The sequence below is a fragment of the Eisenbergiella massiliensis genome (assembly GCF_003435485.1).
Genome location: NZ_QVLV01000002.1, coordinates 432,373 through 447,537 on the forward strand (window position 1 = coordinate 432,373; position 15,165 = coordinate 447,537).

The 15,165-nt window shown below is 49.8% G+C and carries 14 protein-coding genes; 5 read left to right on the forward strand and 9 right to left on the reverse strand.

Annotated features, from left to right (window positions below; translation table 11 throughout):
* Window positions 1-227: 227 nt before the first annotated feature.
* From DXC51_RS04555 to DXC51_RS04565, 3 genes are all read right to left on the reverse strand, one after another.
* Window positions 228-1,316: a DUF4179 domain-containing protein gene (locus tag DXC51_RS04555; protein ID WP_117543908.1), complete on the reverse strand. Its 1,089-nt coding sequence runs from the start codon at window positions 1,314-1,316 to the stop codon at window positions 228-230.
* Window positions 1,313-1,876 (reverse strand): RNA polymerase sigma factor, encoded by a 564-nt coding sequence (locus tag DXC51_RS04560; protein WP_117544024.1) that lies wholly within the window; start codon window positions 1,874-1,876, stop codon window positions 1,313-1,315. The genes DXC51_RS04555 and DXC51_RS04560 overlap by 4 nt, the downstream gene beginning before the upstream one ends.
* A 174-nt stretch (window positions 1,877-2,050) precedes the next feature.
* Entirely contained in the window at window positions 2,051-2,254 is a 204-nt protein-coding gene (locus DXC51_RS04565; protein ID WP_025489623.1) for a hypothetical protein, read from the reverse strand.
* 361 nt (window positions 2,255-2,615) lie between these two features.
* Here DXC51_RS04565 and DXC51_RS04570 point away from each other — a divergent pair, with 361 nt between their 5' ends.
* The 5 genes from DXC51_RS04570 to DXC51_RS04590 all read left to right on the forward strand — a co-directional run bounded on the left by DXC51_RS04570 (window position 2,616) and on the right by DXC51_RS04590 (window position 6,788).
* Window positions 2,616-3,296: a response regulator transcription factor gene (locus DXC51_RS04570; RefSeq protein WP_117543910.1), complete on the forward strand. Its 681-nt coding sequence runs from the start codon at window positions 2,616-2,618 to the stop codon at window positions 3,294-3,296.
* A gap of 106 nt (window positions 3,297-3,402) precedes the next feature.
* Window positions 3,403-4,341, forward strand: a complete 939-nt coding sequence (locus tag DXC51_RS04575) for an ATP-binding cassette domain-containing protein (protein WP_021636059.1) — start codon at window positions 3,403-3,405, stop codon at window positions 4,339-4,341.
* Entirely contained in the window at window positions 4,319-5,026 is a 708-nt protein-coding gene (locus DXC51_RS04580) for an ABC transporter permease (protein WP_025489622.1), read from the forward strand. The genes DXC51_RS04575 and DXC51_RS04580 overlap by 23 nt, the downstream gene beginning before the upstream one ends.
* Before the next feature lie 10 nt (window positions 5,027-5,036).
* Entirely contained in the window at window positions 5,037-5,774 is a 738-nt protein-coding gene (locus DXC51_RS04585; protein WP_025489621.1) for an ABC transporter permease, read from the forward strand.
* 141 nt (window positions 5,775-5,915) lie between these two features.
* On the forward strand, window positions 5,916-6,788 hold the full coding sequence (locus DXC51_RS04590; protein WP_243003122.1) for a sensor histidine kinase: 873 nt from the start codon (window positions 5,916-5,918) through the stop codon (window positions 6,786-6,788).
* A gap of 104 nt (window positions 6,789-6,892) precedes the next feature.
* Here the strand turns inward: DXC51_RS04590 and DXC51_RS04595 are convergent, their stop codons facing one another.
* The 6 genes from DXC51_RS04595 to DXC51_RS04620 all read right to left on the reverse strand — a co-directional run bounded on the left by DXC51_RS04595 (window position 6,893) and on the right by DXC51_RS04620 (window position 14,786).
* The gene (locus DXC51_RS04595) at window positions 6,893-8,245 is read right to left on the reverse strand and encodes an MATE family efflux transporter (protein ID WP_117543914.1); all 1,353 of its coding nucleotides are present in this window, start codon (window positions 8,243-8,245) and stop codon (window positions 6,893-6,895) included.
* A gap of 316 nt (window positions 8,246-8,561) precedes the next feature.
* Window positions 8,562-9,677: a glycoside hydrolase family 5 protein gene (locus DXC51_RS04600; protein WP_243003123.1), complete on the reverse strand. Its 1,116-nt coding sequence runs from the start codon at window positions 9,675-9,677 to the stop codon at window positions 8,562-8,564.
* 78 nt (window positions 9,678-9,755) lie between these two features.
* Window positions 9,756-11,207 carry a glycoside hydrolase family 30 protein gene (locus tag DXC51_RS04605; RefSeq protein ID WP_117544026.1) on the reverse strand — a complete coding sequence of 484 codons (1,452 nt, stop codon included), beginning with the start codon at window positions 11,205-11,207 and terminating at the stop codon, window positions 9,756-9,758.
* Window positions 11,208-11,324: 117 nt separating this feature from the next.
* The gene (locus DXC51_RS04610) at window positions 11,325-12,881 is read right to left on the reverse strand and encodes an ABC transporter substrate-binding protein (protein WP_181970022.1); all 1,557 of its coding nucleotides are present in this window, start codon (window positions 12,879-12,881) and stop codon (window positions 11,325-11,327) included.
* A 34-nt stretch (window positions 12,882-12,915) separates the two neighbouring features.
* Window positions 12,916-13,833, reverse strand: coding sequence for a carbohydrate ABC transporter permease (locus tag DXC51_RS04615; RefSeq protein WP_021636070.1), 918 nt, complete (start codon window positions 13,831-13,833; stop codon window positions 12,916-12,918).
* A gap of 17 nt (window positions 13,834-13,850) precedes the next feature.
* Entirely contained in the window at window positions 13,851-14,786 is a 936-nt protein-coding gene (locus tag DXC51_RS04620) for an ABC transporter permease (RefSeq protein ID WP_021636071.1), read from the reverse strand.
* Window positions 14,787-15,165 lie beyond the last annotated feature (379 nt).

A 15,165-nucleotide genomic window follows, 5' to 3' on the forward strand; every position in this document is an offset into this window, starting at 1 on the left:
CGGATATGAGCCTCCGGCGGAATTTAGCGCCTGGATTTCTGCGGCAAGCGCAGAAACCAGAATGCGCAGATATAATGTCGTCTTCGACGACATTATATCATATCCGCCCAAAACACACCACCGGAAAATACGTCATGCGGGCCATCCGGGAAATATGTGGCCAGCCGGAGGGTATCCGCAGGCGGCATCAACCGGTCTGTCCGACAGCTCCTGCAGTAGTCTGATATTTAAAGGGAAAAGGTAACTCTCCAGTCACCCTTTACATTTCTTCCTGCCGTGTAAAAGCTTCCGTACAGCCGGTATTCTTCCAGCGCCTCCTTCGGGATCTTAAACATCATCTCGTCATAGTCCACGCGCAGGTCATTGGATTCCGTATGCTCTGCAAAATAAACAGCGCAATAAGAATCGATGCGTTCCCCTTTTTCATTCATCAGATAAACGAAACCGTGTGGATCAAGCGTTAACGATTCCTTCATACGGAGCTGAATATGCAGCATGCCGTCCATATAGGCGGCCGCTGAAATATCCATGTTTTCCATGGGGGAATACAGGCTTTCTCCGGGAACAAGCATTGTAGTGGGTAGTTTTTTCTCCAGTTCTTCCATGGCAGTCTCATCTTCTATGGAAACGCCGAAGTCCTGCTGTGCCTCCCAGGAATAGCTGCCGCCCGTAATCACAGGATCGGTCAGCACTCCGGTAATCTCACGCTGTGCAAGGTCCGAAGGCTTCAGTTCTAAGGGAATGTCTTCCCTGGCAGTTTTGCCGCTGATGAATTCCCTTACGGAAAAAGTGATTTTGCCGCCTTTGATGTCACTGCCGCCCATGGCTGTTATCTCTATAAGGAAAGTGGCTTTTCTGTTTTCTTCATCATAGGCGACTCTGCTGCAGGTACCAACACTGTCAAAGCTGCGTCTGATGGCATAGCTGTCAAAAAGATCCGTCGTTTCATCGATTCGGTCTCCTTCCAGATCCTGAAGGGAAACATAAATCCTGGCAGTATCTCCTTCCAGGCCGGCGGATTCCACTTCCATCCGTATCCCATTATCAACACATGCCTCCCTGACCGGAATAAAGAACTGTGCCGCAGAAGGAGAAACCGAATAAAGGGCCTGGTAAAAAGCCGGACTTTCCGCAGCCAGCAGGGGAGTCCCCACCATGATGACAAGCGCAGCCGCGGCTGCAGACGCGATCCCTTTTTTCAGTCTGCTCTTCTTTCTTTTCTTTCCTGCCGGCCTGTCCTCCGGCTGACACAGCGCCTCTTCAATACGTGATTCGTCAATATGCCCCATTGCATCCCACAAAAGCTCAGATTTCATATCCGCACACCTCTTTCCTCCAGAAAGCATTTCAGTTTTTTACGGCTCCGTTCCAGAATCACCGCCGCATGATGCTCCGTGACGCCGCATTCCCTGCTGATACTTTTTACCGGCTGGGCAAACCAGTATCGGCGCAGAAAAACCAGTCTGTCACGCTCCTTCAGGGTATCCAGGAATTCCTCCAGATACCCTGCAAGCTCTCTGGCCTCGATCTGATCCTCCACCTCCCAGGAGGACGGCGCGGGAATGCAGTCTTCCAGTTCCTCCAGCACACAGGTCAGCTCACAGGTTCTTTTCGCCGCCGTATTGAGCCGGTATTTTTTTATCGCCTGATTCCGGGCAATTCTGCATAGATAGGCCCGCAGCGCTCCCGGACGCCGGGGCGGGATGCTGTTCCAGGCTCCCAGATAGGTATCGTTCACACACTCCTGCGTATCCTCTTCATTTCCCAGGATATTCCATGCGATTTTCCGGCAGATGCCCCCATATTTATCCGCAGTTTCAGAAATGGCCTGCTCAGAACGTTCCCAGAACAGTTCTATAATTTTTTCATCATCCATTGCCTTCTCCCTCATTCTGCCGCCATTCAGGCAGGCAGACCTATGTATTCCGGCCGCAACAGGCATCTTGTCGGATTAACTGCTGCGAGCCTTCATATATTAACTACGTTTTCTTGAGGAAATATCACAACGGACGGCAAAATTTCTGGAAACCGGACCGTTGCCGTACTTACCTTATAATGTCTGCGTCCCCTCAGCCCGCCGGCCCTTCTTTTCTGCAGCTTTGCGGGCCGGCGCTTTTCCCTTCTTTCTTTCGCAGTAGGGGGCGCTTTTCGTGTGTTTCTTTCTGCAGCTTTCACAATCGCCGTAACGCTCACATTTCGTTCTTGGGCAGGGGCAGGCGCCGCCGCATAGGCTGTCCTTTTTCTTTTCTTCCAACTATCGTCCTCCTGTGTGCTTCCAATTTCTGTTTGCCTTCAATTTTGCCCAGGCAGGCTTACATCTTATAATCAGTCGTTTCGCCGCCTGGTGCTTATGCTGTTTCAATGTCAGTTTTTGAATGAGAATCTGTAATCATGATACGTTTTTCTCCAGTCCCAGTCAAATGTAAAATAGTGGGGAATGGCCGTTTTCATCCATCCTGCGGTTCCACGCCTGTGCCGCAGGTAACGCGGTTTTGGCTTATGCAGCTTCGGGGCAGGTTGTCCCGGCGCGTAAATTGTTGTAAAATGGTAACTGTCTGTAAGAAAGTGATTCAGAAGTGCCGGACTGCGGCGCGCATTGCGGGAAAGGAAAAGGAATGGCGAGGATACTGATTATTGAAGATGATTTGGAAATCAGCGGGCTTTTATCCGAATTTTTGCTGGAAAACGGATATCAGGCCTCCTGCTTATATAATGGGCTGCATGTTCCTGAGGTTCTGCAGGAATACAGGCCGGATCTGGTTCTTCTTGATCTCATGCTGCCCTACCGCAGCGGTGATCAGGTACTGACGGACATACGCGCCGGCTGGGCCGTTCCCGTCATCATCATTTCCGCCAAAGGAACCACCCGCAATAAAATAGACCTTCTGCGCTCCGGCGCCGATGACTATGTGACCAAGCCTTTTGATCTGGAGGAGGTGCTGGCCCGTATTGAAAGCAATCTGCGGCGAGCCGCGCTGAGCGCAAAGCCTGAGCGGCGGCTGCGCTGCGGTGAACTGTTGTTGGACGAGGATAAAAATACCGCTTTTATAAAGGACGCCGAGCTTTCCCTGACGGCCAAGGAATACCGGATACTGGAGCTTCTTCTGCAATATCCGGACAAGATTTTTTCCAAGGCCAATCTGTTTGAAAGCGTCTGGGATTGTGAATATCTCAGTGAAGACAATACGCTTAACGTCCATATCAGCAACCTGAGAAATAAACTGAAGGCGCTCTCCCCCGATGAGGAATATATTGATACTATCTGGGGTATCGGCTACCGCTTACATAGAAGCTGAAGGGAAAAAACCTTCGGCTTTATTCTTTTTTTAATATTTTCCCGGTCCACTTAAGAAATTCTTTAACCTTTCGCCTTAGACTTGGGATTAGAAAGGAGCTGACGCTATGAATACTGCTGTTTTGGAAACAAACGCACTGACAAAAAAATATAAACATACCACCGCTTTGGATCATGTCAGCCTGCGGCTGGAAAAAGGGGAAATCTATGGCTTCATCGGCCAGAACGGCGCGGGGAAAACCACGCTTCTGCGGCTGATTACCGGACTTTCCTTTCCCACGCAGGGGGAACTTTCCTTATGGGGGAAAAGCACGCCGTCCGGGCTGCAGGAGCAGCGCAGGCGCATCGGCTGCATGATCGAAACACCCGCCCTCTACCCCAATCTTACCGCGGCGCAGAATCTGGAGGTTCAGAGAATCCAGAGAGGAATTCCCGACAAAAGCATCATCCCCGGCTGTCTGAAAACCGTAGGCCTTCAGGATACCGGAAAGAAAAAGGCCCGGAATTTTTCCCTGGGAATGAGGCAGCGTCTGGGGATCGCCCTTGCACTGTTAAGCACTCCCGAGTTCCTGATTCTGGATGAGCCTGTCAACGGCCTCGATCCCGCCGGCATTGTGGAAATCAGAAGGCTGCTGGGCCAGCTGAACCGGGAATACGGCATAACCATTCTCGTATCCAGCCATATCCTGGAGGAGCTTTATCAGACGGCTTCCCATTTTATCCTGATTGACAGGGGACGCATTATAGAAGAGCTTACGGACAGGGAACTGGACGAACGCTGTAAACGCTGTCTTTCCATCCGCACAAAGGACCCGCAGAAGGCCCTTCTTCTTCTGGAGCAAAAGCTGGATACGGAAGAGATGCAGCTTATGCCCGACGGAAGCATCCGCCTGTACGAGCATACGGATGAGCCGGAACTGGCGGCGCAGATCCTGTCGGATGCCGGAATCCTTGTTACCGGACTGCAGCAGGAGGGAGATACTCTGGAAGAATATTTTCTAAACAGGATAGGAGGGGGACGACATGGCACAGCTGCTGAAGGCTGAGTTGTATAAGCTTGTACATCAGAAAAGCTTTCCCGGGCTGCTCGTCTTTTCCCTGCTGCTGGGAAGCGTGATGATGCTTGACCGGAAGCTGCCCGCATCTGCGGCAGACTGCTTTTCCGGCGCACTGTTCAATACGCCGCTGCTTTATTTTCTCAGCATAATATTATGCCCGCTCTTTGTGGGGGTGGATTTTGAGAACCGGACCTTACATGCCGCCGTGGCTGCCGGACACAAGAGGCTTTCCCTGTTTCTTGCAAAAGGAATTGTTTTTCTCGCCGCATCCTGCTGTATCCTGACAGCGCCGCTATTTGCTGCGGCTCTCTGGGGACATCTTTTCTTCGGGGGAAGCTGTTTTCCAGCCACTGTCCGGCCGGCGGCTGAGGCAGGCGTTATCTTTATGGCCGTATGCGCCATGGGAAGCCTTCCCTTTTTCCTGGCTTTTGTCTGCCGGGATGTGGGGAAAACACTTTCCCTGGGAATGAGCGCCTTTTTTCTGATGATTTTTCTGCTCAACTTGCCCGATGCACAGCTTCTGGCGCCTTTTATTCCCATGGGGCAGCTTCGCTTCCTCTCTTTGGGACAGCTGGCCATACCCTTCACACAGCTTGTTTTTGTGGATGCTGCCTGGGTTTTCCTCTGCTTTGCGGGCGCGGGCATTATATTCTGTCATGCCGATTTAAAATAGGGAGGTTGCTATGCTTAATCTGATAAAAATGGAACGGTATCAGCTGTTCAGGAACCGGATTTACCAAATAAGTACACTGGCTGTTTTCGTTCTTGGTTTTCTTATGGCGGATACCTATCTTATTGATTCCCCGGGGAATCCGGGCGGCGAGCCAAAAACTTTAACGGATATATGGAACAGCATGATTTATGATTCCACTTTTCTGCTGATCCTGCTTTCCTGCCTGCTCGCCTTTCTCCTGGGACAGGAGTTTTCCTGCCGGACAATTGACCGGGAAATCACCGCCGGACATTCACGTTCCCATATCTTTGCCGCCAGGCTCGTGGTGCTGCTTCCAGCCTTTAATCTGCCTGCTTTTATTTATCCAGCCGCGGGCTGTCTGCGGGAGCTGTCCCGTTTTGGCCTTCCGGACGGCGGCATATTTCTACAGACAGTGTTGAGAACCCTGGTTTATTCCCTTCTGCAAAACAGCGCATTTTTCCTGCTGCCGCTGCTCTGCTGCTTCCGGCTGAGGGACATGGCGAAATCCGTTGCCGCTGCCGCCCTGGTTACCTTTACGCTTGCTCTTTACTTAGGTTATGGCATGATGCTGGGATTTCCTGTCCGTTTTCTTCCCACCTTCCAGATCAGGGAGGCTGTCGTGTTATCGGACTGGTTCTATCCGGAAGGGCTGATGGTGGCGCTGATCTGGTATGCAGTGCTGATTCCCGCGGCCTGGGGCGCTTTCAGGAGATGTGAACTGAAATAAGATACGTGACTGTAAAGTGTAATTGAAAAGTTATGGATATCCTGCAGCCGCCGCCTGGAGAATTTTGGGGCTGGGGCAGTTTAAACCGCAGGGAGGAAGGGGGCGGACGCCATCGGTCTTTACATCGTTTTTTTCGGTATTTTGTTCGTTTTTATCTGTACTAAATATTATCTGCTGAAAAAAGGAATCCGTCATCTGTCGAAGCAGCTTACCCTGCTCGCGGACGGCGAAACTGAAAAAATGCTGGAGCTGTCCCTCACTGATCGTGACCTGGAGCGCCTTGCCGGGCAAATCAACCGGCACTATGCCAGACAGCGCTCCCTTACGGCGGGTGCCCTGCGCCATGAGGAACAGCTCAGGGAGTCCATCGCCGGGATTTCCCATGATTTGCGCACGCCGCTTACCGTTATTATGGGACATCTGCAGCTGTTAGAGCGCACCTTTCTTTCAGAGGAACAGCTGCGCAGGACGGATACAGCGCTTCGGAAGGCCCGCCGTATGAATGAGCTTATTGAAGCCTTTTATGAGCTTTCTGTCCTGAATTCCGAACAGCTGCAGCCGCATAAAGAGTCTGTTAATCTCTCCAACCTGCTCATTGACTTTCTCACGGAAAATGCATTTCTGCTGGAAGCCGGAGGGATACATCCTGATATCCTGCTGCCCGAAAAATCTGTTTTCTTACGTACTGATCCGGGCATGCTGGAGCGTATTCTGCAGAATCTGCTGACCAATGCGGTTCGTTACAGTCCAGGGGATATCCGGATTTCCCTTTCAGAAAATCCGGAGGGGAGCATCATGCTGCGGATGGAAAATCCGGTCGAAGCAGGGGCGCGCCCTGACGTGGAGCGGATGTTCGACCGTTTTTATACAGGGGACGCCGCAAGGACACAGGGAAGCACGGGGCTGGGACTGGCTGTTGTGAAACTGCTTGCGGAAAAGCTTGGCGGGGAAGTCACTGCAACGCTGACGGGGAATTGGCTGGCTGTTACGTTGAATTTGTATGCAGACCTGTAGCTTAACGGGTGCCGGGGCGGATAATGATTACATTGTGCTAAATAGATTTGACACCCTCGTTGATGCATATTACACTGAAGGACTGCGAACCGGATTGACAGGACTTACTCTACTACCTCTTTTTTGGGTTTTCTGCGGTAAAGCAGGAGAAAATAGCCAACGCACAATATAATCTGTACCACAGAGGAACAGGGGGTTGCCAGGCCCACCTTGAACAAGGATACCGGCTTGATTCTGCTCATGATGAGGGACACGGGGATTCTGACGCCGAATGCGCCCGCAATGCCCTGCAGCATGACGAAGAGTGTTTTCCCGCAGCCGTTGAAATAGCCTATCATGCAGAACATGACGGACACCAGCAGGCAGTCGATTGCATAGGCCTTCAGATAATCCGCGGCAGCCGCAATGACCGCTTCATCCCTGGCGAACAGCCCTGCCAGAAGATCCCCGTGGAAGAAGGAAAGCCAGGCCATAAACACGCCGACCACAAGAGACATTCCGATTCCGCACAGCAGGGCGCGCTTGGCCCGATCCATTCTTCCCGCGCCCATATTCTGGGCTACAAAAGCGGACATAGACTGGTTAAAGGCCGAGGGCACCAGCATAATGAATCCGCACAGCTTCTCCGCCACGCCCACGCCTGCCGAAGGGATCACTCCCAGAGAGTTTACAATTGCCGTAATGGCAAGGAAGGAAATACTCACAAGAAGATCCTGGAAAGCAATGGGCAGTCCCAGGCGGAATACGCTTCCCATTCTTTTTCTGTCAAAAACAATATCCGTTCTGCGGAAGGTAAATGGAAGCTTCTGCCTCCGGATAATAAGTACGGAAATGATCACACTGAGCGCCTGGGCAAGAACCGTGGCAATCGCCGCTCCTGCCGTCGCCATGCCGAAAACGCCCACCAGAAGGAAATCTCCCGCAATATTAAATACACAGGCTATTGCCACTGTAACCAGCGGCATCCTTGAATCCCCGATTCCCCGGAAAATACTGCCCAGCACATTGTAGGCAACGATAAAAACCGATCCGGCCGAACAGATACGGACATACAGGACCGTTGCGTCAAAGGCCTCGATGGGCGTACGCATGATCTGCGCCACAGGCACCGCGCACAGTTCCATAAAAAAGGTGATTACCACTCCGATGATGGTAAAGAGAACGATACTGGCTCCGATGATTTTTCCGGCTTCTTCCGGCTTTCCTTCTCCCAGCCTCCGTCCAAGAAGCACTGTCGTACCCATGGCAATCCCCACCACAAACGAAGTAATCAGCTGCATCAGCCAGCTTCCTGTGGAAACGGCGGAAACATCCGCCGCCGTGGCAAACTGCCCCACCACCAGCATATCCACCGCACCGTACATCGTCTGCAAAAATAACGCCGCCAGCACCGGCAGCGCAAACCGGACGAGGGAGGTGAGAATATTTCCTTTTGTAAAATTCTGCGTTTCTTTCATATCTTCTGTTTCCCTTTCTCTGTATGTATATTTAGCTGACGCTTAAAAATCGCCGCACAAAAAACCGGATAAGAAGCAGGCATCTCAGCCAGCATCTTATCCGGTTACCATTTCCTTACGAATGGTTCACCCTCCGATGAACGGTGTCATTATATAACAGACTTTTTTCTTTGTCAATCCGTTTCCGGGTATTTTTGTTTCCGGACCTTTTGTCATCTGGTCATTTCCCCGGCCGGCGGAAAAGCCCGGGAAAATGAAGCCGCAGGAACTCAAAAGGAGCGTAGGCGGAAATCATCGGCACAGGCTTCGCCTGGAATCAGAAGCCTTTTTCCAGATTGTCCGGCAGCCAGCCTTTTTCCACGCACTTCCTGAAATCCCAGCCCTCCGGTTGGGAAAGCAGCTTGTAGCTCCAGAAGAAATATCCGCTTGCCGATTCCCATGCCATAAGCTGGGCATCACCGATAAGCCTGTAGGAAAGCTGTTTTTCCAATGCGGAATATTCTCTGCCGGGCTTCAGGTTATGGGACAGGCACCATTCTCCTATAATTACAGGAACCACTGCCTCCATTCGTTTCAGTTTTTTTACGTCTTCCTTTAATATGGCATTCATATAGGAAAGCTCATCCGTATCTTCATCGGGCTGTCCCATGCCCAGATACCAGTGCGCATCAAGCACCACATTTTCAAAACCTGCTTCCCTGAAAAAAGTATCCCATACCTCAAACCGGAAACCATCGTGGAACACGATTTTCTTGTCCGGAGGCAGGATACTTCGCAGCATATGATAGCCTCTGGTGTAAAAATCGTATAAAACCTCCAACGGTACAAAGGAGGAGCCTGCCGCCCTTTCCGGATCCTGCGGGAGATATCTGCTACGGATCATCTGCCACAACGGTTCGGATATGGGTTCATTCAACAGCTGAATCCCCCACAGCGCCGGATGGCTTTTATACCTCTCCGCCAGCATTCCAAGCACCTTGAGTACTCTGTCAATCCGTTCGGGACTCTGCGCCCATTTACAGACACCACAGATGCCGCCGTTATCAAAGCCGTTTTGGCTTTCCGGCGCCGTATGAAGGTCAATCAGTATCTGCAGGCCTGTTTCACCGGCCCAGTCAAATGCACGATCCAGATATTCAATACAGGGCACGTACGGTTCACAGTACACCGGGTCATCTCCAAATATAAAGTGAGGTACGGGTATGCGGACCATATTCAGTCCCCGCTCACTGATGTATATAAAATCTTCCCTTGTAATATAACTGCCTCTGTGTGCTGTCAGTCTTTCGATCAGCTCCTGTCTGGGGAGTTCCCTGCATAGCGCATCCTCGTCCTCCGCCTTCGTTCCTTCAAACAGCGCTGGACTCATCCATTTTTCCAGCACCAGCCAGTTACCCAGATTTACGCCTCTTATTTTCATGTTATTTTCCATTTCTGCTCCTATCTGCCCGCTGAAGCGCGCGTATTCGTCAGGCAGGATAAAACGGCTTTCTTCCTGCCAGACATACGGTTAAAATATGAAGGTTACGATGCTGTGCGCCGGGATAAAGGTCTGCGCTATTTCTTCATGGAACCGGAGTACCACCTTTTTTACTTCCTCCGATGCATTCATCGCCACAACGGCTATTGAGCCATCGGGATTTTGAAAAGCGCATACTTCCAAATCCGAGGTATAGACCGAGCTGCCGATTCTCTTTGCCCCACGTTTGATAAAACGGCTGAAATGGCCGATATAATAATAAGATGAGGCGTAATGCAGGCTTTTTTCCCCATGATCACACAGAAGCGGCGACTCGCCGAACCAGATTCCCTCTTCCTCCATCAGCTTCCGGAAGTCTTCCTTTTTCCAGTCGATTTCCAGGCCTCTTTCCAGGCGTTTCCGTGTGATGCTTTCCCACTGAAGCTGCTCATCCAGCCAGTGATCAGGGCCTCCGTTTTCATCCAGCAGCATATTCCAGTCCACCCACGCGCTCACCCAGTTATTCAAATCCCCTATGATATCATGGGCATAGGCCTCTCCCGACTCCCACGCCAGCTTCTCTCTCCCCTTGCACTGTTCGGAGGCAATAAGAAGCTTTTCCGGATACAGGCGGTGGAAAACATCCAGCGCTCCAAAATGATCACCGGAATACCAGTGAACCGCTATGCCGTCAAAGGCCGCTCTTGACCGCTCATTGCAAAGTGTTTCCAGCCCTCTGTCCACCGCGCGCTCTTTATTGTGATCCCAGAAAAAAATCTTTCTGTCACCCAATCCTGCTTTTTCATAAGCAGGCTTCAGGAAACCTGTCACAAAATCCCGTTCTTCTCCTGCCTCATAATGGCAGGATTCCCAGCCCTGCTCTGCTTTTGCCTCATTCTGTACGGTAACGCCCCAGATGGGGATTCCTTCCTTTTCATAGGCCTGAAGGTATCTGGCCGTATAATCCGCCCAGACCTGTCTGCAGTCTGCCCGCAGGAATCCTCCCTTATCCATTTTCCCATTGGTTTTCATCCAGGCCGGAGGACTCCAGGGAGAAGCGAACAAGAGCAGTTCCGACGCCTTTTCCCGGGCTGCATGGACCATGGGAATCACATCCTCCCTGTCCCTGGCAATGGAAAAATCCTTCAGTTCAAAATCTTCCGGTGTATCGTCATAGGAATACATTTCCGTGGAAAAATCACAGCTGTTGATGGTAAGGCGGCAGAAGCTGTAGCCAAGCCCCTTTTCCCTGTCGAAATAAGCAGTCAGCACCTCTTCCCTCTGTGCTTCGTCCAGCTTTTTATAGTTCACAGCGGCGGCCTGGGTAAAAGCCCCTCCGAAACCCAGGATTTCCTGATACTTTACCTGATCATATACATTCAGGACGTGTCCCTCATTACCATCATTTCCTGGTTTGTCCGCTTTAAAAACAAGCGGCGTCTCTTCCGAAAGGCGTCTGCCATTCCTGATATCTGTCAAATATACCTTCACTCTTCTTTCCATAAAAATCCCTTTCCCCTTTCTTTCCGGCATAATACCCCGTAAAGGCGGCGGAAAATTTACCGCCGCCTTTATACACTAAAACTTTTCTTAGCTTTAAATCTTTATTGCTTTAAATTCTTACTGTTTTAAGCCTGCAACATAAGCATCCAACTGCTGCTGCAATACCTCGCGTACCTTTTCAATACCGGCCGCTTCCATCTTTTCCTGATATTCCTTCAGCCCGCTTACCGGATCCGTATAGCCAAGCTCCAGAGGCCACCAGTACTGCTGATGCACATTCTGACAGGCCGCATACTCCGTTTCAATTGAAGAGGTATCCAGTACGAAAGAACGGTACTTCTGGCTTCCCACGCCATCCTTAATATATGCATCCCATTCCTTTTTCAGCTCTGTGGTACGCTCCGGTGTGCCGATGCCATCCCTGTTCAGTTCAGTGGTACGGGCCGCCCACATGGCGGATGCAGCATAGTTGTCAGGATCCAGTGTTTTTACCTCGCCCTTATCATTCAGTTCATAGGAAACATCCTTGATGCCATAGAAGAATGCGTCAAATGCTTCTCTGTCCGTAGTAATCAGGTTCCAGAGCGCCAACGCCCTTTCCGGATGCTTGGAGGTATTGGAAATAACCATGGCATCCTGTGTAAAGGACAGGTTCGAAACATCCTTCACCAGATTCGCATAATCAAAGGAATACTCCGGTTTGTCAATAACCAGTCCTGTAAAAGTATCAACATTATGGATTTTCAGCGCTGCCTTCCCGTTTTTCGTTTTTTCCGTATCCGTATCGGACAGGGCTGATTTGCTGAAAAAGCCTTTTTCATTCCAGCGATTCATCATTTCCAGGAATTCCGGGGTTTTGTCATATTCATAATAGGTGAAAAGCTTGGGATTTTCTTCCATGGGATCAATAAACAGAAAATCATTGGTTGATCCCTTAATAGCATACATCCCGTTATTGTACATATACAGGTCATCCATTTCGGAACCGGAGGAGCATACGTCGTAGGGTTCAAATTCAGGACGGTTGGCCTTTACCAGATCCATGTATTTTTCCATGTCCTCAAAGCTTTCCATTTTGCCGTCCCAGTCTGTTCCGTCAAGAATATCAGTGCGCCACATAGGGCCGTATGCGGAATAGGTTGCCAGCAGTGTGGGAACGCAGTAATAATGTCCGTCGATAGTAGCCTGCTGCTTGGCTGTTTCCGACTGCATGGCAAAATTATCAGGCGCATAGGTGGGCCAAAGTTCATCCAGATTCATGAACGCCCCCTTCTGTGCCAGCGCCGAAAAGTTCAGCCAGGTAGCGGCATAGGCCATATCAAAGGCTTCTCCTGAGGAGAACAGCAGCGGATACTTGTTGGGGTATTCCGCCCAGCCGATATAGTTGATTTTCAGCGTACAGTTCAGCTTTTCCTTAAAAATCTTATTCATGTTGTCCGTCAGCTCCTGCTGTTTTGCAGGCTCATTGCTGACTACGTACATTACCAGCTCCACCTCCTCCGAGGTATCAAGTCCTGTTTCCCCCGATGAGGCTGTCTCTGTGGAAGCCGTGCCCTTGTCCGCAACGGACTCCGTCGTGGTTGTGTTTGAACTGCTGCCGCCGCAGCCTGCGAGAAGTGTTCCCACCATGGCCACCGTAAGCAGCGTGGAGATCAGTTTAGAAGCTTTTTTCATGTTTATAACCCTCCTTTTTTTCATATATCATCCATCAGCCCTTCACGGAGCCGATTGTGACACCTTTAACAAAGTATTTCTGTACGAACGGATAAAGCAGAATAATCGGCCCTGTGGCCACTACCGCCATTGCCAGCTTCAACGTGTTGGATGGCAGGCTTTCCACCCGGATACCCGCCTGGCTGGCGATTCTGGCCAGCGCCTGCGTCTGCTGCAGCAGGTCATAAAGCATGTACTGAAGCGGATATTTTTCCGAACTGTTCATGTAAAGCATGGCATTGTACCAGTCATTCCAGTAGCCCAGCGCCATGAACAGACCGATGGTTGCAAGCCCTGATTTCAGAAGCGGCAGGACAATCTGGAGAAAGGTCCGAAACTCTCCCGCCCCGTCTATTTTCGCGGATTCCACCAGTGCAATGGGTACCGCCGCAACAAAGCTGCGCATGATGAGCAGATAGAAAATATTTACCATTCCCGGTAAGATAAGCGCCAGTAAGTTATCCTTCAGATGCAGGTACTGGATGTAAAAAATGTAGGTGCTTACCATTCCACCGTTAAACAACGTCGTAAAATAGAAGAAAAAGGAAATTACATTACGGTATTTAAAGTCCTTTCTGCTGATGACATAAGCTGCCATCGTAGTGATAAACAGTCCCAGCACGGTTCCCGTTACCGTAATAAATATGGATACACCGTACGCCCGTGCTATTTTTTCCGGATATTTGAATACAATCCGGTATGCTTCCAACGTAAACTCCTTGGGGAGCAGTCCATAGCCGGTAAAGCGGATGGCCTGTTCCGAAGAAAAAGAACCGGATATCAGCATGATAAAGGGCAATAAACAGATGATTGCCACAAGCCCTACCAGTATATAGCCGATTATATTGAATACAATCGCAGCCGTCCCCATTTTTACTTTCCTGGATTCCATAACCTGTTCCTTTGCTGCCATAATTTCTCACTCCCTCCCTAGAACAACGCGTAATCTTCGTCGATTTTTTTGACAACTGTATTTACCAGCATGATGATAATGAAACAGAGAATGGACTGATAGAAGGTGGCCGCCGCCGTCATTCCCAGATTGGAATTCTGCATCAGGGAACGGAACACGTAGGTATCGATTACATCGGTTGCATTATAGAGCTGCCCGTTATTTCCGACGATTTGATAGAACATTTCAAAATCGCCGCGCAGGATTCTGCCCACCTGCAGAAGAAGCATGGTAATTACCGTAGGCTTGATACAGGGCAGCGTAATGTACCAGATACGCTGAAAAATATTTGCACCGTCAATCTGCGCCGCCTCGTAGCACTCTCCATCGATTCCGGTAATGGCCGCTATGTAAATAATGGAATTGTAGCCGCACCACTTCCAGGCATTAAAGCAGCAGATGATGATAGGCCAGACCCACGGCATGGAATAGACATTGATTTTTTCCATTCCCAGCGAAGTAAGCCAGCCGTTAAGAAGCCCTGTTTCATAGTTGAAAATGTTGTAGACGAAAGCGCCGACGATTACCCAGGAAATAAAGTAAGGAAAAAAGATAACGGACTGGGTAATTTTCTTGTAGTATTTGCCTTGCATTTCAGAAATGATAATGGCAAGAATGATTGCAAGCCCCTGAGAGGTAATCAGATTCAGGAGATTGTAGAGAATTGTGTTTTTGGTAATCAGCCATCCTGTTCCCGATGAAAACAGGTAACGGAAGTTCTCCAGGCCATTCCAGTCACTGCCGAATACCCCCCTGTCAAACCGGTAATTCTTGAATGCCAGTATCAGGCCCGACATGGGCAGATATGACAGGACCAGGACCAGGAGCACCGCAGGCAGCGCCATGAGGAACAGCGCCCTGTTTTTTTTCAGTTCATGGCCAAAGTTCTTAAATCGCTCTTTCACGACTTCCATCCCCCTTCTTTACTGGTTACAGTCCGGCCAGGGCCGAACCATAATCTTTTCTGTACACATTTCACTTTTTACTACCGCGTTGTGTACGTATTGCTGATATAAGTATTGTATTATTCCTTGATAAAAATTGAAATATGACAAAACTGAGATTTACCGGATTATTTTATGCTTTGTGTGCATTTTGTATATTTATTTATAAATTATATTGCTTTTACAATCATTTTTATTTTATATTTTTATTCGCCATTGGTAATTTGCATAAAAATTTAAAATTAGCACATTTTTTATGCTCTTTTTTACCATTCAAGGTTGCTGCCACCGGCCTCCTTAAACCCAAAAAATAACGCGGCAGGAATCCTGTCCCCGGACTCCTGCCGCG